This window comes from Fibrobacter sp., assembly GCF_045131395.1.
Taxonomy (GTDB): Bacteria; Fibrobacterota; Fibrobacteria; order Fibrobacterales; family Fibrobacteraceae; genus Fibrobacter.
This window is the reverse complement of sequence record NZ_JBGUQY010000004.1, coordinates 196,539-223,250: the sequence shown is the minus strand read 5'-3', so window position 1 is coordinate 223,250 and position 26,712 is coordinate 196,539. Positions and strand designations below refer to the sequence as shown.

Below are 26,712 nucleotides of genomic sequence, written 5' to 3'. Positions count from 1 at the left end.
TTTTATTTGGGTTGCGGAACAAAAAATTCAGGCTACGCCACTACACCTACGTAGTCGAGAATCTTTTGAACCTGTTGTTCGATTGAGATGTGTGTAGTGTCAATTTCAATAGCGTCTTCCGCTTTCTTCAAGGGGGCGTTTGCGCGGGAAGAGTCCAGGCGGTCGCGTTCGACCAGGTTGTTCAGGACTTCTTCGAGCGTCACCTTTTCTCCCTTTTCAAGGAGTTCCTTGTAGCGGCGTTCGGCGCGGACCTTCACGTCCGTCACCATGAAAAACTTGTACTTGGCATCGGGGAACACCACCGTGCCGATATCGCGGCCGTCCAGGATGCAACTCTGCTTCTTGCCGATTTCGCGCTGCTGCTTGGTCATGGCGGCGCGGACCGACGGGAGGGCGCAGTAAATGCTCACATTGCTCGACACCTTCATGCCGCGGATTTCGCTTTCGCGAGAAACACCGTTGATGAGCACATGGTTTTCGGAGTCGAACCCGAGCGTGAGGCCGGCGAGCAGTTCGTCCATGGCAGGGCCTTCTTCGGCAGGCAGACCCTTTTCGAGGGCTGCAAGAGTCACGGCGCGGTACATGGCGCCTGTATCAAGATAGGTGATGCCGAGGGTCTTTGCCACGATCTTTGCGGTGGTACTCTTACCGGTACCCGAACCGCCATCGAGGGCGATAACAAAATTTTCTGAACTACTCATGAGTGGGGCTAAAAATAGAAACTTGATGCCCCAACGTCAATCAATAAAGGTCGTAATAGTAGTATGTGACGTACCCGTTGCGGTTGTCCCAGTAAGCCATGGTCATGCCGTCCCTGTAAAGGGTCAGTTCGTCATCGTCCTGGACGAAGTTGAAGTAACCGCCGAATTCTGCATCGTAGCCTTCGGTATATTCCGATTCCAGGTAGTAATAGCGGTCTCCGTCCAGGTTCAATGAGGCCAAGCCGTCGCTGTCGATTCTAAGGCTTACGGTCATGGAAGGGCTCAGGGCGCGGATGGGGCCGCAATCGTAGGCGCCGAAGGCGTCTGCGCGGCAGTCCTGCACGTAGTAGTAGCGAAAGTGCCTGTTGAAGCGGTATCCGTCTGCGGCAGGATCCGGTCCCAGGTCGCAGGCGGTGAAACTCAATAAGACAGCAAGTAATACTGCAAAAAACGACGCCTCTGGGAGCGCCGTTTTCGCAAAAGATTTCGGAAGTGTTTTCATCTTCTCGTTACGGATTGTCGTAATCACCGCCGTAGATTTCTTCTTCGGCTTCCTCGGTGTTTTCATCCTGGAAAGCTTCCGGAGCCTGCAAGTCGCGGGTGCTGCCGTACTTGCGCTTTTCTTCGTCGGTCAACTTGTTGGAGTAGACGATTTCTTCTTGTTCCTGGTTAGCAGTTTCTTCTTCTTCCTGTAAGATCTTCTGGCCCTGTTCGATGCGGCGCTTTACGCGTTCGTCTTCCATCTGCTTCAGGTTCGTACCGACCTTGGCCTGTTCTTCGGACATCACGTAGCGGCTATTGGCTTCGTCCATGGCTTCCTTGATGCCGACCAGGCGACCGCGACCGTCCACTTCAAGTCCGGCCTTGCGGAGTGTAGAAAGGGGCAGACGGCGAGCTGCAGTCTTGTATTCGTCCTTGAATTCGTAGCCGTCGGAAGTGGCGATGGCGTCAGCTTCGCTGGGGGTCACGTATTCAAGAGCTTCTTGCCAGCGGGAACCCTGCACGCAGGAGGTGAAACCCACGAGGGCGTTATCCAGAGCCTCGGGGTCGTCAGACCTAGAACCTGCACAGCCAGTCAGGACCAGCGCTGCCAGAGAAAAATAAGCCAAAAATTTTTTCATAGGATTAAACCTCCGAAAAATATAATTTCCGTATAAATATAAACATTTTTTGATAAAGTTACAGAAAAAGGATATTTTTTTTCAATTTATGCCCCTATTTCTTGCTATCATTTATGTTGATGAACGAAAAATCCGACATTTGCCGCATTATAAAAGACGATAGAGAGTTTATTCTAATTGGTACAGCCCATATTTCCCAGGCGTCCAAGGACCTGGTACGGGCGACAATCGAAGCTGAAAAACCGGATACTGTTTGTGTAGAATTAGATGAGGGCCGCCTGAATTCCATCAAGGACCCGGACCGCTGGAAAAAGACAGACTTGAAGCAGGTCATCAAGAAGAAGCAGTTGGCGACCTTGATTGCGAACCTGGTGCTGGGGTCTTACCAAAAGCGCATGGGTGCCCAGACGGGGGTCAAGCCGGGCTCCGAACTTAAAGAAGCGGTTGATGTGGCTGGAGAAAATGGTGCCGAGCTGGTACTTGCCGATCGCGACATCAAGATTACCCTCAGGCGTACTTGGGCCTGCACTCCGTGGTACCGCAAGCTGAACCTGCTGGGCGGTCTTATTGCAAGCATCTTCGACAAGACCGAAGTCAGTGAAGAAGACCTGGCAAAGATCAAGCAGCAAGATGCCTTGAGTGCCATGATGCAGGAATTCGGAAAGTCCTTCCCCGAAGTCAAGCAAGTGCTTATCGACGAGCGCGACCAGTTCCTGGCGAGCAAAATCAAGAACGCTCCGGGAAAAAAGATTGTGGCTGTTGTCGGTGCCGGTCACATGAACGGTATCGCAAAGATTATCGAAGAAGACCGGGAACTCCCCAGCGAAGAATCTATCAGTGTCATTCCCAAGAGTTCTCCCATCTGGAAAATTATCGGTTGGGCAATTCCGGTTGCAATCATCGCAAGCATTATTGCCGTGGGCGTGCATACGGGTGCCGAAAAGGCGGGCGAACTCAGTCTTCAGTGGGCCATGCTTACCGGCGGTGGAGCCATGCTGGGTACGATTGTCGCAGGTGGTCATCCGCTGACGGTTTTGGTGGCACTTATCGCGGCTCCGTTTACGGGTCTTACTCCTCTAATCGGTGTGGGCTTCTTTACGGCCCTTACGCAGGTCTACATGAGACCTCCGCGGGTGTCTGAAATGGAAACATTGTCTGATGACGTGTGGCAAGTCAAGCGCTGGTGGAAAAACCGCGTGACCCGCGTGATTCTCTGCTTCTTGTGTCCGGGAATCCCTGCCATCATCGGCAAGATTCTCGCCATCTTCAAGATTTACCAGGCCTTTTAACCTACTTAAGTCGAACGGGTAAAGCAATTAAAAAAGGCTTTCGGAAATTTTCCGAAAGTCTTTTTTTGCACAAGATGTTTCTATGAACAAAGAATAAATCTTATTCAGCGAAGAGTGCGGTAGAGAGGTAGCGGTCGCCGGTATCCGGGAGGAGTGCGACAATCGTCTTGCCCTTGTTTTCCGGACGCTTGGCGAGTTCCTTGGCGGCCCAGAGAGCGGCCCCAGAAGAGATACCCACGAGCACGCCTTCTTTCTTGCCGATTTCGCGGCCGGCTTCGAAAGCAGCTTCGTTTTCGACAGCAATCACTTCGTCGTAGACCTTGGTGTTCAAGGTTTCAGGAATAAAGCCTGCGCCAATGCCCTGAATCTTGTGGGCGCCAGCAGTACCCTTGGTGAGCACCGGAGAGCTTGCGGGTTCAACGGCCACAATCTTCACGTTCGGATTCTGGCTCTTGAGGTATTCGCCAACGCCAGAAACCGTACCGCCCGTACCGACACCGGCCACGAAGATGTCCACCTTGCCATCAGTGTCTTCCCAGATTTCGGGACCGGTGGTAGCCTTGTGGGCAGCCGGGTTTGCCGGGTTCACGAACTGGCCCGGAATAAAGCTGTTCGGGATTTCCTTGGCGAGTTCGTCGGCCTTGGCGATAGCGCCCTTCATGCCCTTGGCACCTTCGGTGAGCACGAGCTCGGCACCGTAGGCCTTCATGAGCTGGCGGCGTTCCACGCTCATGGTTTCGGGCATCACGATGATGATGCGGTAACCGCGGGCGGCAGCGACAGAGGCAAGACCGATACCGGTATTACCGGAAGTCGGTTCGATAATGACAGCGCCCTTCTTGAGCTTGCCGCTCTTTTCGGCGTCATCGAGCATCGCCTTCGCGATACGGTCCTTCACGGAACCTGCGGGGTTGAAGTATTCGAGCTTCGCGAGGATCGTGGCGCCGAGACCTTCTTCGACGTGGGTGAGTTCGAGAAGCGGGGTGTGACCAATCAGCTGGTCTGCAGAAGTATAGATTTTAGACATGGTTTTTAATCCTTATCTTTGAATTGTTTTTTCCTGTTAAAATTTACAAAGCTAACGTCAAGATGTCCTTGATAGCGGTAGCATCTAAAGGCACATAATGCCCGACATTGCCGTTTCTTACAGCTCTTGCGGCCATGGCGTCAAAATCCTTGTTGTCGATCTTGAGTTCTGTCAGGGTCGTTGCGAGGTGTAGCTTCTTGAAGAACTTCGTGAGTTCTTCAGACAAAATGTATGCCCTTTCGGTTTCGCTGTAGTTATAGGAATCGGCTCCGAAAACTCGGCTTGCCAAAAGCGCAAGGCGCCAGGGTTTCTGCTTGGCCATATATTTTGTCCAAGTGACGGTGACAACGGCCATGCCTTCGCCATGGGTAATGTTGTATTGGGCAGAAAGCTCGTGCTCGATTCGGTGGGAACCCCAGTCGGCACGACGGCCTGCATCCAGGAATCCGCCATGGGCGACGCTGGCGAGCCATTGGATTTCGCCGCGGGCGTTAATGTCCTTGGGGTTCTTGAGAAGTTTGTCGGCGTTAACCAACAATGCCCTGATAGCACCTTCGATCAGGTAGTCCGTGGTGTCGGAATTCTTTTCGTCCGAGAAATACCTTTCCAGAAGGTGAGACAATACGTCGGCAATGCCTACGAAAGTCTGGTATGCCGGGAGGCCCACGGTGTATTTGGGGTTCATGATGGCGAATTTCGGAATGATCCTGTCGTCTTCAAAACCGAGCTTCCATTCTCCGCTAGAAAGAATTGCCGCATTGGATGTTTCAGAACCGCTAGAAGCTGTCGTTGCAATCACGCCAATGGGTAACACTTGCTTGGGAGAAACACCCTTTTCAAAGAAATCCCATACATCGCCTTCGTAAGGAATTCCAAGAGCCACGGCCTTCGCCGTATCGATGGAACTTCCGCCGCCTACGGCCAGTACGAAATCGACGCCGTTCGTCTTGCCCTGCTGAACGAGTTCGCGGACAAGATCGATAGAGGGATTCGGCACCACGTTTCCGTTTTCAGAAAAACGAATACCCAGTTCCGCAACGGCACTTTTGATGACATCATAAATGCCGAGGGTCTTGATAAAATCACCGCTATAAACAAGCTGGAGCGACTTTACGCCATACGAAGCAAGCAAAGATTTTAACTTCTGCTCACTTTGTTCGCCAAAAACAATTTTTGCTGGATTATAATACTCAAAGCCTATCATTGCACTCTCCGAATAAAACAAATAAGCTTATTCAAAACGATTGCCGACAATGGATTCATTGTCAGCAATCATTCTGAGTTCACAGAGATTTTTAGATCGCGGCAAAACCGTTTTCGAGGTCGGCGATAATGTCTTCGTAATGTTCCGTACCAATCGACACGCGGATGGTTGCCGGGGTAATTTCGGCAGCGGCGAGTTCTTCAGCAGAAAGCTCGGCGTGGGTGGTGGTGTACGGGTGGATTACGAGGCTCTTCACGTCGGCAACGTTAGCCAGCAGGCTGAAGATCTTCAGGCTATCGATGAACTTGAAGGCTTCTTCCTGGCCGCCCTTGATGTCGAAGGTGAAAATGGAACCGCCGCCATTCGGGAAGTACTTCTTGTAAAGTTCGTGGTCCGGATGGTTCGGGAGGCTCGGGTGGCTCACGCGGGTAACCTTCGGGTGCTTGGTGAGGAAATCGATAACCTTCTTGGTGTTTTCCACGTGGCGATCCAGGCGGAGAGAAAGCGTTTCGACACCCTGCAACAGGAGGAATGCGTTGAACGGGGAAATAGCAGCACCTTCGTCGCGGAGGAGGATGGTGCGCACGTAAATCACGTAAGCGGCTGCACCCGTTGCGGTGAAAGGAATGCCGTAGCTCGGGTTCACTTCGGTGAACTGCGGGAACTTGCCGGAAGCTGCCCAGTCGAACTTGCCGCCATCCACGATGATGCCGCCGAGAGTCGTGCCATGACCGCCGATGAACTTGGTAGCGGAATGCACCACGATGTCAGCGCCGTGTTCAAGCGGGCGAATCAGGTACGGAGTACCGAAGGTGTTGTCGATGACCAGAGGAATCTTGTTCTTGTGGGCGATTTCGGCGATAGCGTCGATATCCGGGATGTCGGAATGCGGGTTGCCGAGCGTTTCGATAAAGATAAGCTTGGTGTTGGGCTTCACGGCAGCTTCAACACTCTTGAGGTCGTGGGTATCAACGAAAGTGGTTTCGATACCGAAGTCGCGGAGCGTGTGCTGCAACAGGTTGAAAGTACCGCCGTAAACCGTGCGCTGGGCAACCACGTGATCGCCCTTGCGAGCGAGAGCCGTGATGGCATAGGTAATGGCTGCTGCACCAGAAGCGACTGCGAGAGCGGCGACGCCACCTTCGAGGGCTGCGATACGTTCTTCGAGCACGCCCTGAGTGGAGTTGTTGATACGGCCATAAACATTACCGCCAGCCTTCAGGGCAAAACGGTCGGCAGCGTGCTGTGCGTTATGGAACACGTAAGAAGAGGTCTGGTAAATAGGAACTGCGCGAGAATCGGTTGCGGGGTCTGCCTGTTCCTGGCCAACGTGAATCTGAAGAGTTTCGAAATGGAGCTTGTTCTGTGTAGTCATTGTTTAAATTCCTTTTTTGATTGTTGTCCCCGGTGGGACGATTAAATGGTTTGTTGTTTTTTAGGCCTGGCTTTTCCAGGAATTTTCAGTTCTATTACACATTCGACAACTCATAGGCTATCCTACCTTCGCGACTCTTTCTCGCATTGTCATTCCGGACTTGATCCGGAATCTGTTTTTTCTTTGTTAAACCTTTTGGGGCGGCTTGTTCGCCCGACAGGTGGTAAATTAGAACTTAATTCCCACCATTCCAATAGGAAATTGACTGGGTATGCAGGAAAAATGCTTACATTTTTCTTACTAATAGTTTTAAACTATAACTAGTATTCGAAAAAATGCGGTTTAAACGCTATAAACCGCAATTCCAAGATTTTCCGTTAGGAATTTTGCCCTTTACTTTAGGACTGTTGCGCTTGAATTGGTCGAGTTTGACGCTATCCAGGTAATTTCTGATAATAGAATTAAGCTCTTTCCATACGGGCAGCGTAATGCAGATGTCGGCGCGCTCGCAGTTGTTCACGTCGTCGTCAAGGCAGGCGACTGGTGCAACGGAGGTTTCTAGAACCGAGAGAATTTGCCAAACGCTGCATTCCGAGGGCTTGCAGTTGAGCTTGTAACCGCCGGCTTTGCCACGGGCGCCCGTCAAAAGCTTGCCGCGCACCAGAGATCCCAAAATACCTTCCAGGTATTTTTCAGAAATTTGCTGACTTTCGGCAAGTTCTTGCAATTTGACGTATTCGTCCTTGCGTTCAGCAAGTTCGATCATCACACGGAGCGCGTAGCGGCCTTTAGTTGATATTCTCATACTAGCCCAATTATAACAAATGCTTGGAACTCAGACCATAGATTCTAGAAAAAATTTATATCAAGCACGGTCTTTTTACGGCCTGCGGGCTCAATGACTGCGGCCGAGAACTTGGCGGCAGCGAACAGGTGGTTCGTAATTTCGACAACCTCGTCTTCGGTCATGGCGTTGATTGTCTTTTCGGACTGTTCCATGGTGCGGAATTCGCCCAAGTGCAGCACTTGTTCGGCCATGCGTACCACGCGCTTTTCGGGACTGTCTGCACCCAGGTACATGCCGCCCAATATGTTTGTCTTGGTGCGTTCGAATTCGCCTTTGTTGAATCCGCGCTTCAAGAAGTTGCGGGTTTCGTTCAGTGAAAGGTCAAGTGCTGTACGCAGTTGGTGCGGCTCGGTGGCGAGCGATACGCCCCAGTCGGTGCAGTCGCGGTAAACATCGGCGGTAGAATACACGGAGTAGGCGAGGCCCTTGTCTTCTCGAATTTTCTGGAATAGGCGGCTGGCCATGCCGGCTCCCATCGCCACGTTGAACAGAGAAAGGGCGCAACGGGTGCGTTCGTCTACCAGGGAACGGTCAAAACTTAAGCCCCAGAAAAGGTTCGATTGGGCAATATCCTGCTTTTGTACGACCTTTACGCTATTGTGGGCCTTGTAAATGTCGCAGGGGGTGGTGCCGTTGATTTTCTTTTGTGCGAATTTTTCGGCACAAATTTCTACAAGTTCTTCGTGGTTGACTTTGCCCGAGGCACAAATCAAAAGCGGAATCTCGTTGATGACCTGTTCCTTGTACTTGAGCATTTGCTTGTGGGTGAGGGCCTTGACTTGCTTGATGTTTCCGGTAATGGAATGTGCAATGCCGCAACCTTTAAAATGGATTGCGTTGAATACGTCGCCCACGATTTCTTCGGGAATGTCATCGTAGCTGTGGATTTCTTCGATAATCACACGGCGTTCTTTTTCCATTTCCTTCTTGTCCATGCGCGGGTGCATGAGCATGTCTGCAATCACGTCTACGGCGAGCGGTAAATGGCTGCGCTCGATTTGGGCGTAAAAGCCTGTTTCTTGGCGGGTGGTGTAGGCTTCCAGATTCCCGCCCTTGTCTTCGATGGCGCGGGCAATTTCAAGGGCGCTGCGGTTTTCGGTTCCCTTGAATACGAGGTGTTCGTAAAAGTGGCTCAGGCCAAATTCATCTTTAGATTCGTGACGGGATCCGCGCGGAATCCATACGCCCATGGCCACCGAATAGGCGTGGGGCATGTAGTCCGTCAAAATAGTAATGCCGTTATCAAGTTCTGTCTTTTTAACAATCTGTTTCATAACTAGTTCTTTAAACCTCGATGGCTCGCGTATTCGCGGTGCTTCGCCTTCACTTCTTCGCTCACGTTCATGCAACCTTGCAGCTTGTAGAAAAAGTCTTCCAGCTGTTGCATGGTGTAAATCGTCTTTCGGCTAGTGATTTTCTTGAGCAAGGCGTCTTGCAGTTCGCTGCAGTGGACAATGCTCCAGACATTGTTGTCTTTAGGAACTTTTCGCAGGGTGCAGCGGTCGCTGAATACCACGAACGAAATAAAGTGTGCCTTTTCGTGGCGGATTTTCAAAAAGTGCTCCAGCGCAAGAATGTGCCCGATGTTCTGGCGGATGGGATTGTGGAAAGTGTGTTCGGTATGCTCGTTCAAGTGCTGCGTCCAGCGTTCGCTTTCCAGGTCGCCTACGATTTCACCGGAAAGATTCTTACTTTCAAGTACGTAGATTCCCGACTGGTGCAAAAGCAGGGCGTCGATTTCGGTGTAACCTGCGCGGGCCGGAATGTAGAGGTTGCGCATGAGAACATATCTGCGCTTGTCGGTGTCGCAGACGCGGGCAGTCAATGCCATCATCGCCGCTTCGCCGAAAATACCCCGCGGATCGTTGGCGATGCGTTCGTCATTGAATTTTGGGTCGGGCTTGAAGAAGTTTTCGCTTCGGGTGGGGGCGTGCGTAATGCCGTAGCCACCCAATTCATAAGGCCTGTCGAATTCTAGGGGATTGCTGCCGCCGAATCCTTGGCGCCTTTCCTGCTCAAAGTCTTTGAAGGTTTTGCGACGACCGTCGCTGTGGTACATTTTCCGGTTCTTTTTCGGCGCTTTTCCCTTGATCTTAAAGAAGATTAGGGCGAGTAACAAGATGAGGCCGATAAGAGTCGAAAAAGTCATGCCGCAAGTATAGAAAAAAGCCTAAATTGCGGATTTATCTGGATACAAAAAAAGCCGCTCTGGTGGGTTTGTCTCGTCTAGAGACCTGCGGCTCACATCCTGCGACCTACTCGCTGGGCGACGCCGTTTGCCTTTATCCACCAGAGGGGCTCAATGATTAATATACCACTTTTTTCTAAAAGTGGTAGAAATTTTTTTGAAAACCTTATTCCAAGTTGGAATATTCGGTACTTATTTTGTATTAACCCTGCAGGAAACTATGGGGCTTGAAGCCGAGCCCCTTTACCAGCTCGAAGTCCTTGCAACTGTTAACGCCGGCGGTGGTGAGCATGTCGTCGGTGATGGCGGCATTTGCGCCGCTCTTGAAGGCTCGCTTGCCGTCGTCGCCTAGGACGCCGCGACCTCCAGCAAGGCGGATGAATGCCTTCGGGTTGATGAATCGGTAAATGGCCACGATACGGCAGAATTCGTCGTTGGTGAGTTTCGGCAGGCTTTCGTAGGGCGTGCCGGGGATGGCGTTCAGTACGTTCACCGGTGTGGACTTGACGCCGAGTTTACGGAGGTCAAGGCACATGTCGATGCGGTCTTCCATGGTTTCGCCCAGGCCCATGATGCCGCCGCTGCAGATTTCGAGGCCTGCGGCGAGAGCATTTTGCAATGCGCCGATTTTATCGTCGTAAGTATGGGTGGTGCAGACGTCTGGGAAGTGCCTGCGGTAAGTTTCCAGGTTGTTGTGGAAGCGGGTGAGGCCCGCTTCTTTCAACTTGTCAAACTGTTCGCGGTTCAAGAGGCCCGCCGAGAGGCACACGGAAAGCCTTGTCTCTTTTTTGAGACGGCGAATAGCTTCGCTAATCTGTTCCACGTCGCGATTCGAAAGGGTGCGGCCCGAAGTCACGATGGAATAGCGCGGAATGCTTGCGGCTTCTTTCTTCTTGGCGTCTTCTACAATTTCGTCGGCGCTGAGTAACTTGTATTCGGGGGCGCCGGTGTGGTAATAGCTGCTCTGAGCGCAATACTTGCAGTTTTCGGAGCAGCGGCCGCTGCGGGCGTTCACGATGGAGCAAAAATCAAAATCGTCGCCGTGGAATTTTTCGCGGATCTCGTTTGCGGCGTCACAAAGTTCCTGGAGATCTTCGCTCAGCAGTTTAACTGCTTCATCGCGGTTGATTTCATAACCGCCTAAAACTTTTTCCTTAAGTTCCTGGATAAAAGACATATCTTACTCCTTGAACAATTTTTCGCGTGCAAATATAGAAAAGATATGTTATATTAAGAAAGTAAACATCTAATCCGTAAAAGGGAGATTTATGCTCAAGAAACTATTCCTGCCCGCCGCTGTGATGGCCATGGTCTTTACTGCTTGCGATTCCGACAGTTCTACGTCGCCGAAAACCGATGACCAGCCTCAGGGAACCGGTACGGAACAGTCTGGTGCAATAAATGGAGATGCCAATAATAATACCGTTGTGAAAACAGATCCGGCTTCTGCGAATGCTTCTTCGGGGGCTCCTTGTACCGTAGAAAAACTGTCCGCAAATTCCTTTATCATGACAATGAAACAAGATGGTGCGGTGACAAAGGTTACGACTACAATTATTGGTGACCGGGCAGAAATCGATTACGTGAGCGTGTACGATGAATCTGTGCCGCTGGCAACGGTCCAGTCTCTGTGCGAATCGAACAAGCAGGAGGCTCTAGCAGAAGAAAATGCAACTGTGACATGCGAAGGCCGGACCATGACGGCTCACGAAGTCGGCGATGCGGAAATAGGCTTTGGTGGTGCGCTACAATCTGCGGAAAATGCTTGTAAAGAGATGAATGCGTACTTCTCGGATAACAATCCCGATCAGACGGATCCCGGTCAGAATACGGACCCGGTGATTGACAATCCGAACCAGACGCCCGGTTTGGATCAGGGGTCGGGTAGAGCAACTTGCCAGATTACGGAAAATTCGACAAACATGTTGAAGATGGTTGCTGTTCAGCCGGATTCGGGATCAATTTATACATCGTATGAGTATAAAAATGAAACTCTTGTGACTGAGATTCGTTTTGAATTCCTGCCGACAGTATCGTTGAGTGAAATTAACGAGTTTTGTGCCGAAACCAAGGCGGATGTCGTTGATATGTTTGAAGAAGGCGCTGTTGCCGATGTGGACTGCGATGACCATAGTATGACTACAGTCATTACCGAACCGTCTTCGATCAATGTACTTCCGTATCTTGCTAAGGAAATGGTCGAATACTGCAATGAAATTCAGCGGACCGGTGTGATTCCTGAAGATGACGAAGACGATTTCTAACAATCTTTAACAGAAAACAAGAAAAGCTCGGCAATGCCGAGCTTTTTCTGTATAAAAGGAGATGCCCGCTCGGAGGCGGGCATGACAAGGGAAAAACAATTTTGACTTAGAAACCGTTTTTTTCAGAGAATGATGCTTGGATACATTTTGTTAAAGAAACGAGTGAGACAAGGCGTCGCTCGCCCGTAGCGTACGAGATTGTACGTGAGGTGCGAGCGCAACGAAGTATCACGAAGTTTATTTAGCAAAAGGAGGCATCACCTGCCAAAGCACGGCCTTATGAGCATGCAGGCGGTTTTCTGCTTCTTCGAAGCTCATGTTCACGTCGAGGTTGTCCATCACGGAGTCGGTGATTTCTTCTCCGCGGTGTGCCGGGAGGCAGTGGCTGACCTTGCAGTGAGCCGGAGCGAGCTTCAGGAGTTCGTCGTTGATCTGGAACGGCAAGAAGTGAGACTGCTTCGTTGCCTTTTCGCCTTCCTGACCCATGGAAACCCACACGTCGCTATAGAGAATGTCGGCATCCTTGACGGCATCCTTCGGGTCGTTGAACACGCGGTACTGGCAACCGTGCTTCTTCAGGCCTTCCTGAGCTTCTTCTACCACCTTGGCGGGCTGTTCGAAACCCTTCGGGCAGGCCAGCGTGAAGTTCATGCCCACCTTGGAGGCGAGGGCGAGGAAAGAGTTGGCGACGTTGTTGCCGTCACCGATGAAGGCGACTGTCTTCGGCTTGCCATCGGCGTTCTTGAAACCGCCGAGGTTTTCGCAAATCATCTGAGCGAAAGCAATTGCCTGGCACGGGTGATAGTCGTCGGTCAGGGCGTTCACGACGGGCACGCTACCGTATTCGGCGAGCTGTTCCACCAGGTCCTGCTTGAAACAACGCACCACGATGGCGTTCACCCAGCGGCTAAGGCAACGGGCAACGTCCTTGACGCTTTCGCGCTTGCCAAGGCCAATGGAATCGGGGGCGAGCAACACGGCGTGGCCGCCGAGCTGGTTCATGCCCACCTGGAAGGTGGTGATAGTTCGCAGCGAGGGCTTTTCGAAGAACATGGCGATGTTCTGGCCGTGCAGACGGTCAGAGACCTTGCCGGCGTGGACTTCTGCCTTGAGGCGAGAAGCGATTTCGATAGTTTCCAGGATTTTTTCTTCGCTCCAGTCCATGAGGCGGAGGAAGTGCTTGTTGCGATCAATCATTTTTGATTCCTTTGGGCAAGCCCGTAAAACAAAAAAAATTAAAAAACGGAGCTTTTACACTCCGTCTTTAACAGGAAATCACAATAGAATGCTAACGGATATTAGCGAAGTTTCTTTTTGTGACGGTCACGACGACGGCGCTTCTTACGCTTGTGAGTCGCAATCTTCCTGCGCTTTCTTTTCTTTCCGCAAGGCATGTTGTTTCTCCGTTAAGGGTTAAACTTAAAAATGTGCCTCCAAATAGAGAAAATTTTTGGGGCTTTGTCAAGGCAAAACGCCCCAAAACACATAAAAATATACAAAAAATGCATGCAAAAACCCCCGACTTGCGCCGGGGGCCGGGGGGTTACCCCCATTTCGGGTGTGTGGAGTTTTATTTTTATATACCCAATCCCACACTGGTTGCCCTGGAGGCAACCGCCGTATGTATGGGTAAAAATATATTCGTTTATTCTAAATAGCTTAAAGGAAACTATTAATCCGTTGTTCTTTTATACAACGGTCGATGCTTGATTACAAGCCCAGTTCGCCGAAAATCAGCAGGTACTTGGAAATGGTTCTACACCATTCGTAATGGAATCCGCTGTAGGCGTTTACCACGCACTTGTCCCAGTCCTGTACTTCGGTCTTGTAAACGTGCACGGCGTCTTTTGCACAACGTAACATCTGGTGCGGGGCGTTGGCGTCGTCTGCCAAGAAGGCGTTTGCTTCGCCGGCGGTTTCCAGCGAGTAGTGGGTGAGCATCGTAGATACGCCCACGGTACGGCCCGTAATGGGGAGCGTGCCTGCAGCCATCGCCTTAAGGATGATGGACGATGAGGGCTCGCGGAGGTTTGCCGCAAAGAGGGCGTCGGAACCGGCGAGGGTGTCTCGCAGCTGGAACGTGCTGTCCAGTTCGCTGTCTAGGTCCTGCACATACATGACGTCCGGATACTGCTTGGCGAAATCCTTGTAGTAGGTCCATTCGCTGTTTCTGGACGAAATGCCTACGAGAATGAAAATGTCAAGCCTGGCGATGTCCGAAAGGATGGTGGCCAAAGTTTCGGAGGTGTTGCCGGCTTCTTCGTCCAGGTGCACATAAAGAACCAACTTGCCGTCGAAGTCTACGCCCAGTTGAGACTGTAACTGTGTGCGGGCCTTGGCTTTAGCTTCCTTAATGGGAAGGTTGTCCTTGTTGAAGTCCCAGACTTGGTAACTTACGCCGAACTGTACGCCGATGAGCTTGTCGGCGTTACGGTTCAAGAATCCGCTGATACCGCCGGGGAGGTTGGTGTTCAGCATGGCGTCGCGGTAACCGGGCGACGGGAACAGCACCTTGGTGGCGTACAGAATGCCCACCTTAAGCAGGCTGACTTTACCCCAGAACTCATAGCCGTCCATATTGTAATCCTTGCGGGGGAGACCGATCTTTTCGATTTCGCTGGAAGAAATATGGAAGTCGTAGGTGATGTTGTGGACGGTAAAGAAGAACGGAATCTTGTATGCAAAATCCCTGTAGGTCGTCTTGGACAGGGCGCCTGCAAGAGCGCCGCCCCATTCGTGGCCTAAGATGGCATTGCATTCAAACTTGGTTTCTTCGGCATAGGCGAGTGCCGCCGATGCGAGGAATGCGAACCTGATATGGTTGTCGGAGTACGGGGCGCTCTGGGGAGGACCGTACACAAAGGGCCTGCCAAAATACTCTTCGTTGTATATATAAGTATGCAGGGGGTCCTTTTCGGAAACCCAGATCTCGTAGGGCTTGCCCTGGAGTTTTTCGACGCCGCTATAAATACAGTGGTAGCTGTCTACGTCGACCATCAGGTTCTTGAAAAACGGCGAGCAGGTAAGGACCGTGGTTCCGGCGCTTGCGAAAGCGTCGGTCATGCGGTTGACCGCAGTTGCCAGTGGGCTGGTTTTTCTCCAGTTTCCGGCTTCGGGACTTACGACGAGGATGTTCATTCCTGCTCGGTTCTCCAAATAAAATTTTACTTATAGATAAAGTTTAACATAAATTTATTTAATTATTTTTAGAAAGTATAATCCTGGGGAAAATTTTCCTAGGAAAAAAGGTATTATTACAATACAAAATCACTTAGTTGAAGGAAAATCAAATGAAAAAACTCTTTATCGCCTCTCTGGCTGCCGCCGTCGCATTCACGATGGTGGGCTGTAAGGGTACTAACGAAAAGCGCGGTGACGAACACCTTAAGGAAGGTCGTTATCGCAACGCTATCAATTCTTACCTCGAGGCTAAGAAGAAGGGTAGCATGTCCGATGAATTCTATGATAACTTCACTCTCGCCCTGGTTCGCGCCGCCGAAACTGAAGCCAAGAAGGATTTGAACAGCGACCTTATCAATGGATACTTCGACAAGGTTTCTGTGAACATGGCTGAAGTCCAGAATGCTGAAGTCATTCAGGAATACGTGACCACCCTCGCCAACATCGGTAAGATGCAGGCCGCTCAGGATGGCATGGACTACGGCACCATCGTGAACGCTTTCGCAAAGATTGACACCGCTCTTGCAACAGCCAAGGCCAAGGGTGCTGGTGAAGCTGCCGTGAAGGCTATTCGCACCGAAGCTGAAAATGCTTACGTTGCCAAGAACCTCTCCGAAGCCGTGGGTGAATCTGACCCGGTGGTGAGCGAATACCAGATTATGAAGATTGCCGAAATGGCACCGGAAAATGCCGACGTGAAGGCCGCTCTGAACAAGAGCCGTAAGGGCACTCGCGGTTACTTCCTGATCTTCGGTGAACAGATCGGTGAACCGGTGAGCCGCCGCGTTGACAAGTGGGGCTACGTCATGGCTATGCCGACCCTCAAGATTGCTCCGGGTTCTCTCTCTGCAGAACTCCAGTTCTGGGCCTCTACGGGTAACAACACTGAACTCGACCCCAGCAAGATCAAGCTCGTTTCTACCGACGGCAAGGAAGTCTTTGCCAAGGGTAACAGCGGCTGGTGCGAAGCAGAAGTGCTCGTAGGCAAGAAGGGCCAGGAAAAGATCGAAAAGAAGAAGCAGAGCTTCAAGGGCAAGGGCAAGCTGATGAACGAATTCCAGTGCTCTGTGAACGTGAGCTTCTCTTACGCCAAGGACTTCGTTCCGGATTACATCGAATACAAGGATGAATTCGGTATCGGCCGTAAGTACCTCGGTCAGTAATAGACCGCTCGACTCTGTCGCAAAAAATAGAGTGTGACTTCGTCTCGCTCTCGCCAACGCCCTCGGTTAACACCCGAGGGCTTTTTGCTCACGTATAGACTTAGTTCGAAGAACCAAGTTTCGAAATTATGAAAGGCGAGAGTAATCTCGCCTTTCTTTTATGCTATAAGTAGATTCTTGTAAGGGAAAATAATGAAGGCTTGTTTTGAACTAGATTGTGCAGATAAAAACTAGCTGAGTGATGTTTTTTGATTAGTCTAGGATAGGCGTCTGAGTCTGTTTGGGGAGGGCCTGGCGAAAGCCTGGCCTCAAAGCGAACATTAGAGGCCGAATCCATGTGAGCGTGCGGAGCAGGCTGAGACGGAACGTTATGTAGCTGAGTAAAAGGAAAAAACCGAGCTTGTCGCCCGGTTTTTAAATCTTTGCGCGGTTGGGCGCGAGCGGTCTTAAAAACTAGCCTTGCCGCTCAAACCGAGGGAGAACCTACCCTTGCCAAACGGAGTGTTGTCGGTGTCGGTAAAGTTGTAACCGTACCAGATAACGATTTCCGTATTCATGGTGGGGTAGAGGTAGTGGTTCATGCCCAGGAACTGGAAGTCGTCTTTGTGTACTTCGCGGTCCGGATCGTGGTATTCGTAAGAGACGCCCAAGGTGTACTTCTTATGAATGTTGAAGCTGGGCTCGATAGCGAACAACATCTGGTCGTCGGTCATGAGCTGTTCTTTCGTAGGATATTCCTTGTCTACGATGGCGTAGAAGAATGTTGCTGCCAGGTTAAAGATGGCGTAGTTCATGCTGGGTTCCAGCAAGAAGGAGTGGGTTCCCTTGCCCTTGTAGGGGTGAAGTCCCCAAACGGCGTAGATGCCGTAGTTGAACTTTTCGAAGCTCTTGGAGTAGTCCACTTCGGTACCCAGAACGTAGGTGTAGGGGCGGTTGATTTCCTGGCCGAACACCCAGTCGAAGCTCGGCTTGATAATCAAGTGCTCATCGGTGTGGTTCAAAAGCGGGAAGGCGTAGGTGGCGAACATGGAGAGTGTATGGTCCGTGTCGTCGGAGGCGCCCAAGTAGAAGGCTCCCTGGCCATACTTTTCGTTACCCACTTCGGCGCCGAAACCGCGGAGGCTTTCTTCGCGGGTGATGACGGCGTAGCGGGAGGCATCGCGCCAGAAGTAATAGTTGAACGCACCGGCGCTGTAGGTCATGTCACCGAAAATAAGGGAAACCTGGTGGCTCACGTCCCAGCGGAACTGGACTCCGTCAAAATCGAAGGAGTTGTAGCGGCCTTCCGAACCCATAGCGGTGGAACGGGCTAAACCGTGGCGGATTTCAGATGCCTGGAGGTCGCCGTCTTTGTTAACGTAAGTGCTGTGGGTGGTTCCCATGACGACCACGGAGAGGTTTTCGTCGAGGTGGGCGTGCAGGGCAAGGTCAATGTCCTGGTTGCCGGCATTGGTCGGATCAAAATCGCTGTCAAAATAGCTGGCGTAGTCCATGTTCACGTCGCCGTGGACTTGAATGTCGGCGGCGAGGGCCAATGTGGCGGCAGAGGAAATGGCCAGTGGCATAATCAATTTGCGCATATCTGTTTCCAATATGATTTGAAATTTCTTGTGCAAAGATAGAAATATCCGAAGGAAAAAGCCAATTCGAACGTGTACGATTTTTGTAAATTTGCCCATATTCCTATTCATGAGGTCTTTCGATGTTCAATCCCGTTAGGTTTGTTAGGCTGTTTGTAATTTTAACGCTCCTGGCCGTACAAGGGGCTTTTGCCATTACCGCTGACGAAGCTATGGAAAAATCCAAGGCCTGGTTCAAGTCGGGCAAAGCCTGGAATCTTGATTTCAGGGTGCAGGTCTTTTATGCGGATTCCCCGGACGTTGCTGCCCAAAACGGAAAGCTACTGGTGGCCGAAGGTGACCGCTTCGTGCTGGATATGGCGGGTATCAAGTTCTATAGCGATGGCGAAAACCTGTGGCAGCACAATGTGGAACAGAAACAGGTGCTGATCAAGTCGGTAGAAGACTTGTCCAGTTCCCTGCATCCGTCGGAACTCCTGTTCAAGTACCTGAACTGCAAGGCCAAGGAAATCTCGGAAGGTGAATTCAACAAGCAGAAAATGTGGGTGCTGAAGCTGGACCCTTCCAAGTACAAGGGTCAGTTCACTCAAATGGAAGTCTGGCTTTCGAAAAAGGATTTTTCGCCGAAGCGCCTTTATACGGTTGATCCCACTGGAAACGGTTCCTGGTACAATATCGTGAACCTTTCGGTGGTCAAGTCCTGGAAGGCGGAAGATTTTAGGTACAAGCCTGTAAAGGGCGTCGATGAAATTGACATGCGGTAATTTATGAAACGGACTCTAAAAAAATGTTTATGGCTTGCGCTGTTTGCGCTTCCGGCCTTTGCTGCAGAAACCCTGTTCAGTAACTACACCCTGAATGTCAATTCTACGGGTAAGACCGGTAGCCTTTGGGTGTTTTCTCACGGGGACATCTATAGCGGCGTGACTCTTTTGAACTTGAATGTGGGCACGTCGGGAGTTCAGATGTCTGACCCTAAACAGGAACAAGTGTCTGATACGATGACGGCGAGACCTTCCGGGATGTTCAGCGATGTCCTTGCCGAACACCGCCGTATTCCTTCGGTTTATGCAGGCAAGCTTGGCTACGTGCTCCCCATGATTGGCTTGGATGACGATGGTTATGCCACGCAGCCTGCCGGGTTTTTCTCGGTGCGCGGAATAGATAATGTGATTGAAACCCCATTGAAGATTCCCGATGCGTTCCAGGAAATTGATACGGCCATGTACTATGCCGTAAGCGGTTTTGCCTTTGATTCTACCAAGAAACAGCTTTGGTTGGCTCGCGGTATTGCCGGTCTTGGACTTTACGACAATTCGGGTAGTAGTTCCAAGCAGGGAATGTATCAATTGAATTTGCAGACAGGAACCCTTGATTCAGCCAAGATGAATTACAAGTGGAAGGACAAGGTGAATCCCCGCATTTTTGACGTGAAGTTGCATCCGGTTACGGGAGACCTGTGGCTGGCTACCTCCAAGGGGCTCTGGAAGCGCTCTGCCGATGGCAAGGTTTCCAAGGCGTCTACGGCCCTTGATACCAATGCCCGCGTTACGGGACTCTGGATGGGTGGTGACCCGCTGACGATCGTTGCCGAAACTTCACGCATGGAAAAGGATTTGATGAAAGGTGCCCTGTGGGTGCTGCGTAAAGGCTCCAAGGATTTTTCGAAGGTAAATTTCTTGGATACGGCTGGCAAAAAGCAGAAGAAAGATGTTTATGACGATGGCGATTATACGATAAGCAACGTGGCCTTTATTGCCAATGTGGCCTATGTGGCCGTCCTTGGCCCGGGTGGTGGCGTAAGTGGTTACTTCAAGCTGGATTCTGCCGGAATCCGCGCCTGGGATATGGATGATGACGGCAAGAACCAGTGGCTGTACGGTTACGCCACGGGTGCTACCGACCGTGATGCGGCTATTACTTCTATCTGTTCTTTCCCGCTGGACAGTAAGACGGAGGGCTTAGCCATTTCTACTTACGGCAATGGCATTTCAGTTTCTGCGGATTCGGGCAAAACCTGGAGTACCATCTTGAACCGCGCCAAGCTGGGCGGAAACCTGGGGTCCATTCGCATGGTGCCGTCGGTGATTACGGCGGGTGACCAGTCGCTGGTTTCTTACAAGGTGAGCAAGGAATCGAAGATTACGATCGACGTGTTTAGCTACGACATGCGTAAAGTCCGCACCATTGTCAAGGATGTCCACCGCGATGCCGATGCCTCCCGCAGCACGAACCCGAAAGAAGATTTCTGGGACGGTCGCGACAAGGCGGGTAGGGCCTGCACCATGGGCGTTTATTATGTGCGCGTCAAGGATAACCACGGCCATATTGGCTGGGGCAAGGTGATGACCTTGGGAGGGCACAAGTAATGAAGAAAATTCTGTGCATGTTCCTTGTCTTTATGTGTGCCGCCTCTGCTTTTGCGGGCAAGAAGGCGACGTTAGGTAGCTTTGACGGCTTTGTGGAACGTATGGGTGCCGGTACCCGTGAATTGGGCCGCGGCAACACGGGCTCTGCCGATACGGCCTCTATGCCGGCGGCTTACTGGAACCCGGCCATTCTCGGTTTCCGTGACAACTTTGCGTACACCCTGAACGCCGAAAAGCGCGACCTGGACCGTGTGGGCGGATCCTTGGGCCTTGAAACCAAGGTGGGCAAGCGCATGGGTGTGGGCTTTGCCATGCTTTACCGCGGTGACATGAATTTTGACGTGATTAACGAAGACGACGAAACCATGGGAACGGCGACGCCCTACTTTACCATGATGTACTTGGGCTTCGCTTACCGCGCCACCCGTCGAGACGCCTTTGGTCTTTCTCTGTCCATGAGTTACGATAACATGGATATTTCGGAATATTACGACGGCATTGAACTGGTGGACGATTACCGTAGCCCGGTAACGCTCAACCTGAGCTGGCTCAGGCAGTGGAACGACAAGTGGTCAACTTCGGTGGTTGTCCGCAATTTGAGCTTTAGCGAAAATCTGTCTGCAAAGTGGAGCAAGAATACCAGTACCGACAACTCTGTGGAAAGTACCGATGGCGTGCGCCCGAAGGTTCTGCAGATCGGTCTTGGTTACCGTTCCAAGGTCATGGGGAAGCCTGTTTATGCCTGGATGGAAGCCCTTGATTATCAGGTTGCAGATACCCTGTTGGCCTTCGATCCGGATTTACATGTATGGACGGGCCGCGTGGGTTTTGAATGCGAACTGATTCCTGACGGCACGCTCCGTTTGGGTATGGATGACTTGGACTGGACGGTGGGTGCCGGCTACAAGTTCAAGATTCGCATCGGTAAGAAGAAGTATCCCTTCGATGTGAACTACGCCCTGATCTACGAAACGGAAGCGGGAATCTGGACTCCCCTTAGCTTTGGCCTGCGGGGCTCCATTCCGTGATTTCAAAAATCTATATAGATGGCGTGCGCAGCATTGCCGGGTTTGAGACTGAATTCGGGCCCGGCATTACGGTGGTTCATGGCCCCAACGGCTGCGGAAAGACCTCTATACTGGAATCTGTACATCTGCTTGCCCAGGGTTTTTCTTTCAGGGCCCGGGATTTGAAGGAGATGATTGCCTGGAATGGCGATGAATTTATTTTGCGCGGAAGCTTTGACGATTCCGATCAGGGCGTGAAGCGCGGAATTCGCGTGGGACGTCGCAGCAGCGATGTCCGCGAGAATGGTGAAAATCTAAAATCGCCTACGGCCTTTTTCGGGCGTATGCCTGCCGTGGTGATGCAGCCTTCGGACATTGAACTTTTGCGGGGCGCCCCTGAAGTGCGCAGGCGCTGGCTCGATGAAATCCTATGTTACCGTTCCCAGGCGAATGCCTCGGTATTAAAGCGCTACCGCCGCGTACTGCAACAGCGTAACCAATGGCTGCGCCAATACAAGCGAGATGGTGTCGCTACCGGCGGCGAAGACCTGTTCCATGTGCTTACGGAACAGCTGGTGGATTTGGGCGCAAAACTTTGGGCCACCCGCATTGAACTTTCCAAGGAAATTTCTCCGATTATTACGGGCTACTACCGCAAGCTTTCGGGCGGTGTAGACGAAATCGCCTGCGCTTACAAGAGTTCGATTCTCAAGGAGCTGGACGCCCTCGATGGCGCGGAATTCCTGGACGATTCCGAACTGGACAAGGCTGCCATGGCGGCTGATAGGAGCGGCCTCTATATTGCGTCGGACTCGGGAGAATCCGAAGACGGTTCCGTGGACGAAAACGCCTTGCGGGAAGCTTACCGCCGTAAGCTTGCGGGTTTGGAATTTGCCGAAAAGATTCAGGGAATTACGCTGTCGGGCCCCCATAAAGATGACCTGGGCGTTTGTATAGGCGAAAGCGAAATGCGCACGGCCGGTTCCCAGGGGCAGTGCCGTTGCGCTGCGGTGGCCATGCGCTTTGCCGCAGTAGATGTGGCAACCCGTTACTTGAACAAGCCGATTCTTTTGCTTGACGATATTTTTGCGGAACTGGATGTCAAGCGTCGTGATGCGGTGGCGAACCTCATTGGTGAAAAGGCCTGCCAGGTGATTATCGCAACACCGCAGCTAGAAGAAATGCCATTTACCCCGGATGCGGAAATCGGGCTTTCCCATAAATAAACACACCTCAGAAAAATCTGAGGCATTTATCAAGTGAACCTTGAAATTGTGGATATGGATCCTTCGACTACGAGGCTTGAGCCTCATAGCTCAAGATGACTTCTGCGATTACTTCTTCAGCAAATCGCGGATTTCTGTAAGGAGCTTTTCTTCGGCAGACGGTTCAGGAGGTGCCGGAGGAGCAGCCGGGGCTTCTTCTTTCTTGCGCATATTCTGCATGAAGCCGAGGAACTTCTTCATGACGATGAACACCACGATGGCGACGATGAGGAAGTCAACGATGCCGCCGATGAAGTTGCCGTAGGGAATGGTCACGCCTTCGGCAGTCGTAAAGGCGAGAGACTTGAGGCCTTCGCCAGCATCCTTGCCGCCGCCCATGGCGATGATTGCCGTAACGGCCGGCATCACGATGTCGTTTACGAAGGAGGTGACGATTTTACCGAATGCACCACCGATGATCACACCGATAGCCATATCGACGATGTTGCCCTTGAATGCGAAGGCTTTGAACTCTTCGAGAAGGGACGATGCTTTGCCTTTGATACCCATATTGGATCCTTTTGTTAAAGTTAAGATAAAAATATGTTTAAAATATCGCTTTGGCAAGAGGGTTTTCTAAATTTTGCACGCTATGTCATGGTTCGTTTTAGCTCTACTTTCGGCCTTCTTTTTGGGCTGTTATGACCTCGCCAAGAAGAAATCGGTGCAAGACAATGCTGTCCGTGTGACGTTGTTCTTTTGCAGTGCCTTTTACGCCCTCTTTATGAGCCCGCTCCTTTTGACGGGGCATTGTGAATCCTTGCCTTTGCAAAGCCATGTTTATTTGTTTGGAAAGGCGGCCATTGTAGGCGGCAGCTGGATTCTGACCTATAATGCGCTGGCCCATTTGCCTTTGAGTATTGCTACTACGATTCGTGCTCTTGCGCCCGTATTTACGATTTTTATAGCGGTGACTTTTATGGGCGAGCGCCCCTTTGCGCTCCAGTGGGCGGGTGTTGCCATCTGTATTTGCTCTTACGTGGGGCTGAGCCTCGCGGGCCGTAAAGAAATGGGACATTTCTTTAGCAACGGCTGGGTGATTTGCATGGTGCTGGGAACGCTCCTGGCGGCCTGCAGCGGTGTGTATGACAAGTTTATTTTGCAGCGCATGAACTTTGACCCGCTTACGGTACAAGTCTGGTTCAGCATTTATATGGCTCTCTGGCAGTTTGCCATTTGTGCGGTCACTTGGTTCCCGACGCGGCATAAGACCACACCCTTTAAATTCCGCTGGTCTATGCTTTTGGTGGCCGTGCTCCTGATTATTGCGGATCGTTGCTACTTTGTGGCAGTGAGCGATCCCGATGCCCTTATTTCGATTATCACGGTGTTCCGCCGTTCCAGCGTGCTGATTTCGTTCTTTGCGGGGCTTATTTTCTTCAAGGAACGCAAGAGCAAGATGAAATTCGTTGCCCTGTTGGGAGTGATTCTCGGTATTTGTCTGATTGCTTTCGGAAAATAGTCTAGCTTTCTACTAAATTTATCGGTATGAAAGGCATTACAGGAACAATTGGTGCAGGAAAGTCCCTTGTTGGCCGCATTTTGCGCGACAAGAAGATTCGCGTGATTGACGCGGATGTGGCGGTGCATCACTTGTACCGTGACAACAAGGCTTTGCGTGCTGCCATTGCCAAGGAATTCGGCGAGGACATGCTGACAGAGAAGGGCGTGAGCCGTACTCGCATGGCGAATCTGGTCTTTAGTGATCCGACGGCGAGAAAGCGCCTGGAGGCCCTTGTGTATCCGGCCCTTACGGAATACCTGTTGCGGGCAAACCCGGCTTTTGTGGAAGCGGCCTTGTTCGAAAATGTTCCTGAACTGGTAAAGCATCTGGATGAAATCTGGGTAGTGAGCGCAGCCCGAGAAGTCCGCAAGAATCGCCTGATTGCAAATCGTGGCTTTAGCGAAGAAGATGCGGATCGCCGTATCGATTTACAGTCGGCAAAAGATTCCGAAGAAGAATGGATTCGGCTTTTCCCTGGGAAGAGATTACGTTTTATCGACAATTCGGGCGACGAGGCCCAGCTGAAAAAAACGATTGAAACCCTTCTATAAAAAATGCAACGTCGCGAGGACGCTGCATTTTTTAGGTGGTATTGGAAGGATTTTGTTTGGAAGACTGACTAGCGGATATGTTTTCCGCCAAGGTTGAAGTAACGGACGTTGCCCTGGGCGTCGGTTTTCTTGACTTGGACAGCCCCGTTACGGATAATCAACTTGTTTCCTGCTGCGGGCTGCTTTGCGAACTGTTTGCTCTTGGAAATCTTGTTGACTTCGTAAGAGTGACTGGGCAGTTCCGTGATGTCGTAGCTCTTGCCGGTGGCGGCGATTGCCTGCAGGCTTCCGGCAAGGTAAGCGAAAGGTGCGTTCCAGTTGATGGCCACTTCGTTGGTGGCGTAGCTACAGCTGTTGTCGTAGTAAGACTTGGCGACTGCATCCAGCTGGACATATTTCTTTGCGCAGTCATTTGCCGTGTAGTTCGGTCCGCCTACGAGCATTCCGGGGATAGCTTCTTCAATGCCGTCGGCTTGACTTGGACGGTGGTGCGGATCTTTTGCGGAGTTGACACCGTAACCGGTGAGGTAAGAAATATCCATGGGGTTTCTACCCAGCAGGTAATCGAGAATACCCGTAGCTGCATCGAGATATTTCTGTTCCTTGGAAAGAATGTAGGCATGGACAAGTATCATGCCTTTGTTTGCGGCAAAGCTGTTGGAACCCCAGTTGAAGTCTTTTTCGACGAGGGAGACTCCGTAGCCGTTGTTTTCCAGGTCTCCGACATATTCATCGGCGAGGGTGAAAATGCAGGCTCTTGCAGAATCCAGAATGTCCTTGTCAAAAATTTCGGGATTGGTGGCGATGGTAAAGGCGGCCAAGGCGTACGTGGTCTGCCAGCTTTGCAATACCCAGCGGAAACGCTTGAAGGGGTACTTCTTGAATACGCTGGCAAATTCTTCGTTCTTGGAAATTCTGTAAAGTTCGGCGTTGGCCCAAATTTCTTCATCGATGGGGTAGCCGTCGATGTAGGTGCCTGTATTCACGCCGGCCGGCTGTTCGAAATAGGCGGCTTCGTTGTGCATTGCCCACCATCTGGCCTTGGATGCGGCTTCTGCGCACTTGGTGGCGAATTCAGAATCGTAGGGACTGTAAATTTCGGCGGCCAGGGCGGCGACTGCAGCGAGGTTCCATGCTGCGGTTACGCTTTTGCCGATGGCATAGCGCTTGGCAACATCCTTTTCGGGCATGACGGTTCCGCTGAACTTCAGCGTAGTCAGCTTGTGGAATACGCCGCCGTCAGTGGGGTCTTGCATGGTCAGCATCCATTCCAGATTCCAGCGGATTTCGTCAAGAATGTCCGGAACATCGTTGTTGCTTTCGGGAATGTTCAGATTGAGCTTTTTGAAGTATTCCTTGTTCTGCTGGTAGAGCTGAAGCAAGGTGTAGGTAGAAATGCCAGAGTTGACAATGTATTTGCCGTAGTCGCCGGCATCGTACCAACCCTTGGATCCGTCAAAGGTGGAGTCTTCGTTGGTAATGCCTGTAGATGCGTGATAATATACGGCGTTGTCGGGGTGGCCGGCGGCTCGTGCATAGATGCCGGCGTATTTTTCTTCGAGAGCCGTTGAAGAACGCTGGAAATAGAAGAACTTCAGCGATGCCTTGGTGGTTTCTTCGAGGGCGTCGTCCGCAATGATAATGGGGTGACCGATGGCTTCGTCGCCCAGGTAGGCCTGGTAGGTGCCTGCGGTCTGGATTTCGGAGAAATCTACCAGAGAGGCAGCCGTGTCGCCGGCCGGAGCCCAGGTCTGTGCCTTGGGAGCGGTAACCTTGAGGGCTTCTTCGCCACTTTTATTCTTGAAGACAATTTCTTTGCCTTCGGCTCCGATGACAGCCATTTGCTTTTGGCTCTTTGTCAAGAAGCCGACCTGGTTCTGATAAGCCGTAGCGGCAAAAAGTCCCGTGGCGCTAAATGCGGTAACGGTAAGTGCCGATGCGAGAGTAGTGCGGATTTTATTGTTGATTCCCATACAACCGTCCTTGTGTTTTTTACAAATCTAAACCATTATGGGCTCACTAGGTAGGGGGGCGGAACTAGAAAGTGGTTACACCTGAAAACTACGCAGTTATCTAT

Annotated in this window: 25 protein-coding genes; 10 read left to right on the top strand and 15 right to left on the bottom strand. The window is 51.4% G+C overall.

Translation table 11 applies throughout. From position 1 onward, the window contains the following. Positions 1 to 32: 32 nt before the first annotated feature. The 3 genes from cmk to ACJMNB_RS03245 are packed head-to-tail and all read right to left on the bottom strand — an operon-like array spanning position 33 to position 1,822. Positions 33 to 701, bottom strand: coding sequence for a (d)CMP kinase (gene cmk, locus ACJMNB_RS03255; protein WP_405338947.1), 669 nt, complete (start codon positions 699 to 701; stop codon positions 33 to 35). A gap of 40 nt (positions 702 to 741) precedes the next feature. Beyond that, positions 742 to 1,269 (bottom strand): hypothetical protein, encoded by a 528-nt coding sequence (locus ACJMNB_RS03250; RefSeq protein WP_405338945.1) that lies wholly within the window; start codon positions 1,267 to 1,269, stop codon positions 742 to 744. Beyond that, the gene (locus tag ACJMNB_RS03245) at positions 1,211 to 1,822 is read right to left on the bottom strand and encodes a hypothetical protein (protein WP_405338943.1); all 612 of its coding nucleotides are present in this window, start codon (positions 1,820 to 1,822) and stop codon (positions 1,211 to 1,213) included. Before ACJMNB_RS03245 ends, ACJMNB_RS03250 begins: the two co-directional genes overlap by 59 nt. A 119-nt stretch (positions 1,823 to 1,941) precedes the next feature. Between ACJMNB_RS03245 and ACJMNB_RS03240 the strand changes: the two genes are divergently transcribed. Next, a complete protein-coding gene (locus tag ACJMNB_RS03240; RefSeq protein WP_405338941.1) occupies positions 1,942 to 3,111 on the top strand; it encodes a TraB/GumN family protein in 1,170 nt (389 codons plus the stop codon). 100 nt (positions 3,112 to 3,211) lie between these two features. Here ACJMNB_RS03240 and cysK read toward each other — a convergent pair whose 3' ends face one another. The 7 genes from cysK to bioB all read right to left on the bottom strand — a co-directional run bounded on the left by cysK (position 3,212) and on the right by bioB (position 10,929). Next, positions 3,212 to 4,138: a cysteine synthase A gene (gene cysK, locus ACJMNB_RS03235; protein ID WP_405338939.1), complete on the bottom strand. Its 927-nt coding sequence runs from the start codon at positions 4,136 to 4,138 to the stop codon at positions 3,212 to 3,214. 43 nt (positions 4,139 to 4,181) lie between these two features. Further along, positions 4,182 to 5,342 (bottom strand): iron-containing alcohol dehydrogenase, encoded by a 1,161-nt coding sequence (locus tag ACJMNB_RS03230; protein WP_405338937.1) that lies wholly within the window; start codon positions 5,340 to 5,342, stop codon positions 4,182 to 4,184. 91 nt (positions 5,343 to 5,433) lie between these two features. Further along, a complete protein-coding gene (locus ACJMNB_RS03225; RefSeq protein WP_405338935.1) occupies positions 5,434 to 6,717 on the bottom strand; it encodes an O-acetylhomoserine aminocarboxypropyltransferase/cysteine synthase family protein in 1,284 nt (427 codons plus the stop codon). A 349-nt stretch (positions 6,718 to 7,066) separates the two neighbouring features. Next, entirely contained in the window at positions 7,067 to 7,522 is a 456-nt protein-coding gene (locus ACJMNB_RS03220; protein ID WP_405338933.1) for an RrF2 family transcriptional regulator, read from the bottom strand. Between the two features lie 44 nt (positions 7,523 to 7,566). After that, on the bottom strand, positions 7,567 to 8,838 hold the full coding sequence (locus ACJMNB_RS03215) for a M16 family metallopeptidase (protein WP_405338931.1): 1,272 nt from the start codon (positions 8,836 to 8,838) through the stop codon (positions 7,567 to 7,569). A gap of 2 nt (positions 8,839 to 8,840) precedes the next feature. Beyond that, positions 8,841 to 9,713 carry a nuclease-related domain-containing protein gene (locus ACJMNB_RS03210; protein WP_405338929.1) on the bottom strand — a complete coding sequence of 291 codons (873 nt, stop codon included), beginning with the start codon at positions 9,711 to 9,713 and terminating at the stop codon, positions 8,841 to 8,843. A gap of 241 nt (positions 9,714 to 9,954) precedes the next feature. Then, positions 9,955 to 10,929: a biotin synthase BioB gene (gene bioB / locus ACJMNB_RS03205; protein ID WP_405338927.1), complete on the bottom strand. Its 975-nt coding sequence runs from the start codon at positions 10,927 to 10,929 to the stop codon at positions 9,955 to 9,957. A gap of 91 nt (positions 10,930 to 11,020) precedes the next feature. On the opposite strand from bioB, the gene ACJMNB_RS03200 reads away from it, so the two are divergent. Further along, positions 11,021 to 12,016, top strand: coding sequence for a hypothetical protein (locus tag ACJMNB_RS03200; protein ID WP_405338925.1), 996 nt, complete (start codon positions 11,021 to 11,023; stop codon positions 12,014 to 12,016). 237 nt (positions 12,017 to 12,253) lie between these two features. Here the strand turns inward: ACJMNB_RS03200 and argF are convergent, their stop codons facing one another. Then, a complete protein-coding gene (gene argF, locus ACJMNB_RS03195; protein ID WP_405338923.1) occupies positions 12,254 to 13,213 on the bottom strand; it encodes an ornithine carbamoyltransferase in 960 nt (319 codons plus the stop codon). 119 nt (positions 13,214 to 13,332) lie between these two features. Here argF and ACJMNB_RS03190 point away from each other — a divergent pair, with 119 nt between their 5' ends. Continuing rightward, positions 13,333 to 13,674, top strand: a complete 342-nt coding sequence (locus tag ACJMNB_RS03190) for a hypothetical protein (RefSeq protein WP_405339096.1) — start codon at positions 13,333 to 13,335, stop codon at positions 13,672 to 13,674. 52 nt (positions 13,675 to 13,726) lie between these two features. Here the strand turns inward: ACJMNB_RS03190 and ACJMNB_RS03185 are convergent, their stop codons facing one another. After that, complete coding sequence (locus tag ACJMNB_RS03185) at positions 13,727 to 15,154, bottom strand: glycogen synthase (RefSeq protein ID WP_405338921.1); 1,428 nt, start codon at positions 15,152 to 15,154, stop codon at positions 13,727 to 13,729. Between the two features lie 152 nt (positions 15,155 to 15,306). Here ACJMNB_RS03185 and ACJMNB_RS03180 point away from each other — a divergent pair, with 152 nt between their 5' ends. Next, on the top strand, positions 15,307 to 16,359 hold the full coding sequence (locus ACJMNB_RS03180) for a hypothetical protein (protein WP_405338919.1): 1,053 nt from the start codon (positions 15,307 to 15,309) through the stop codon (positions 16,357 to 16,359). Positions 16,360 to 16,805: 446 nt separating this feature from the next. Here the strand turns inward: ACJMNB_RS03180 and ACJMNB_RS03175 are convergent, their stop codons facing one another. Beyond that, positions 16,806 to 17,939: a hypothetical protein gene (locus tag ACJMNB_RS03175; protein WP_405338917.1), complete on the bottom strand. Its 1,134-nt coding sequence runs from the start codon at positions 17,937 to 17,939 to the stop codon at positions 16,806 to 16,808. A 122-nt stretch (positions 17,940 to 18,061) separates the two neighbouring features. Here ACJMNB_RS03175 and ACJMNB_RS03170 point away from each other — a divergent pair, with 122 nt between their 5' ends. The 4 genes from ACJMNB_RS03170 to recF are packed head-to-tail and all read left to right on the top strand — an operon-like array spanning position 18,062 to position 22,541. Then, on the top strand, positions 18,062 to 18,703 hold the full coding sequence (locus tag ACJMNB_RS03170) for a LolA family protein (RefSeq protein ID WP_405338915.1): 642 nt from the start codon (positions 18,062 to 18,064) through the stop codon (positions 18,701 to 18,703). Between the two features lie 3 nt (positions 18,704 to 18,706). Further along, positions 18,707 to 20,308 carry a hypothetical protein gene (locus ACJMNB_RS03165; protein ID WP_405338913.1) on the top strand — a complete coding sequence of 534 codons (1,602 nt, stop codon included), beginning with the start codon at positions 18,707 to 18,709 and terminating at the stop codon, positions 20,306 to 20,308. Beyond that, a complete protein-coding gene (locus tag ACJMNB_RS03160; RefSeq protein ID WP_405338911.1) occupies positions 20,308 to 21,336 on the top strand; it encodes a hypothetical protein in 1,029 nt (342 codons plus the stop codon). The genes ACJMNB_RS03165 and ACJMNB_RS03160 overlap by 1 nt, the downstream gene beginning before the upstream one ends. Continuing rightward, the gene (recF, locus tag ACJMNB_RS03155) at positions 21,333 to 22,541 is read left to right on the top strand and encodes a DNA replication/repair protein RecF (RefSeq protein WP_405338909.1); all 1,209 of its coding nucleotides are present in this window, start codon (positions 21,333 to 21,335) and stop codon (positions 22,539 to 22,541) included. Before ACJMNB_RS03160 ends, recF begins: the two co-directional genes overlap by 4 nt. 108 nt (positions 22,542 to 22,649) lie before the next feature. Here recF and mscL read toward each other — a convergent pair whose 3' ends face one another. Next, on the bottom strand, positions 22,650 to 23,090 hold the full coding sequence (mscL, locus tag ACJMNB_RS03150) for a large-conductance mechanosensitive channel protein MscL (protein WP_405338907.1): 441 nt from the start codon (positions 23,088 to 23,090) through the stop codon (positions 22,650 to 22,652). An 82-nt stretch (positions 23,091 to 23,172) separates the two neighbouring features. Between mscL and ACJMNB_RS03145 the strand changes: the two genes are divergently transcribed. Both ACJMNB_RS03145 and coaE read left to right on the top strand, forming a co-directional pair. After that, positions 23,173 to 24,042: an EamA family transporter gene (locus ACJMNB_RS03145; protein ID WP_405338905.1), complete on the top strand. Its 870-nt coding sequence runs from the start codon at positions 23,173 to 23,175 to the stop codon at positions 24,040 to 24,042. Positions 24,043 to 24,068: 26 nt separating this feature from the next. Further along, positions 24,069 to 24,635 (top strand): dephospho-CoA kinase, encoded by a 567-nt coding sequence (gene coaE / locus ACJMNB_RS03140; protein ID WP_405338903.1) that lies wholly within the window; start codon positions 24,069 to 24,071, stop codon positions 24,633 to 24,635. 68 nt (positions 24,636 to 24,703) lie between these two features. On the opposite strand, the gene ACJMNB_RS03135 is transcribed toward coaE, so the two are convergent. Next, entirely contained in the window at positions 24,704 to 26,608 is a 1,905-nt protein-coding gene (locus tag ACJMNB_RS03135; RefSeq protein ID WP_405338901.1) for a glycoside hydrolase family 9 protein, read from the bottom strand. Positions 26,609 to 26,712: the final 104 nt, after the last annotated feature.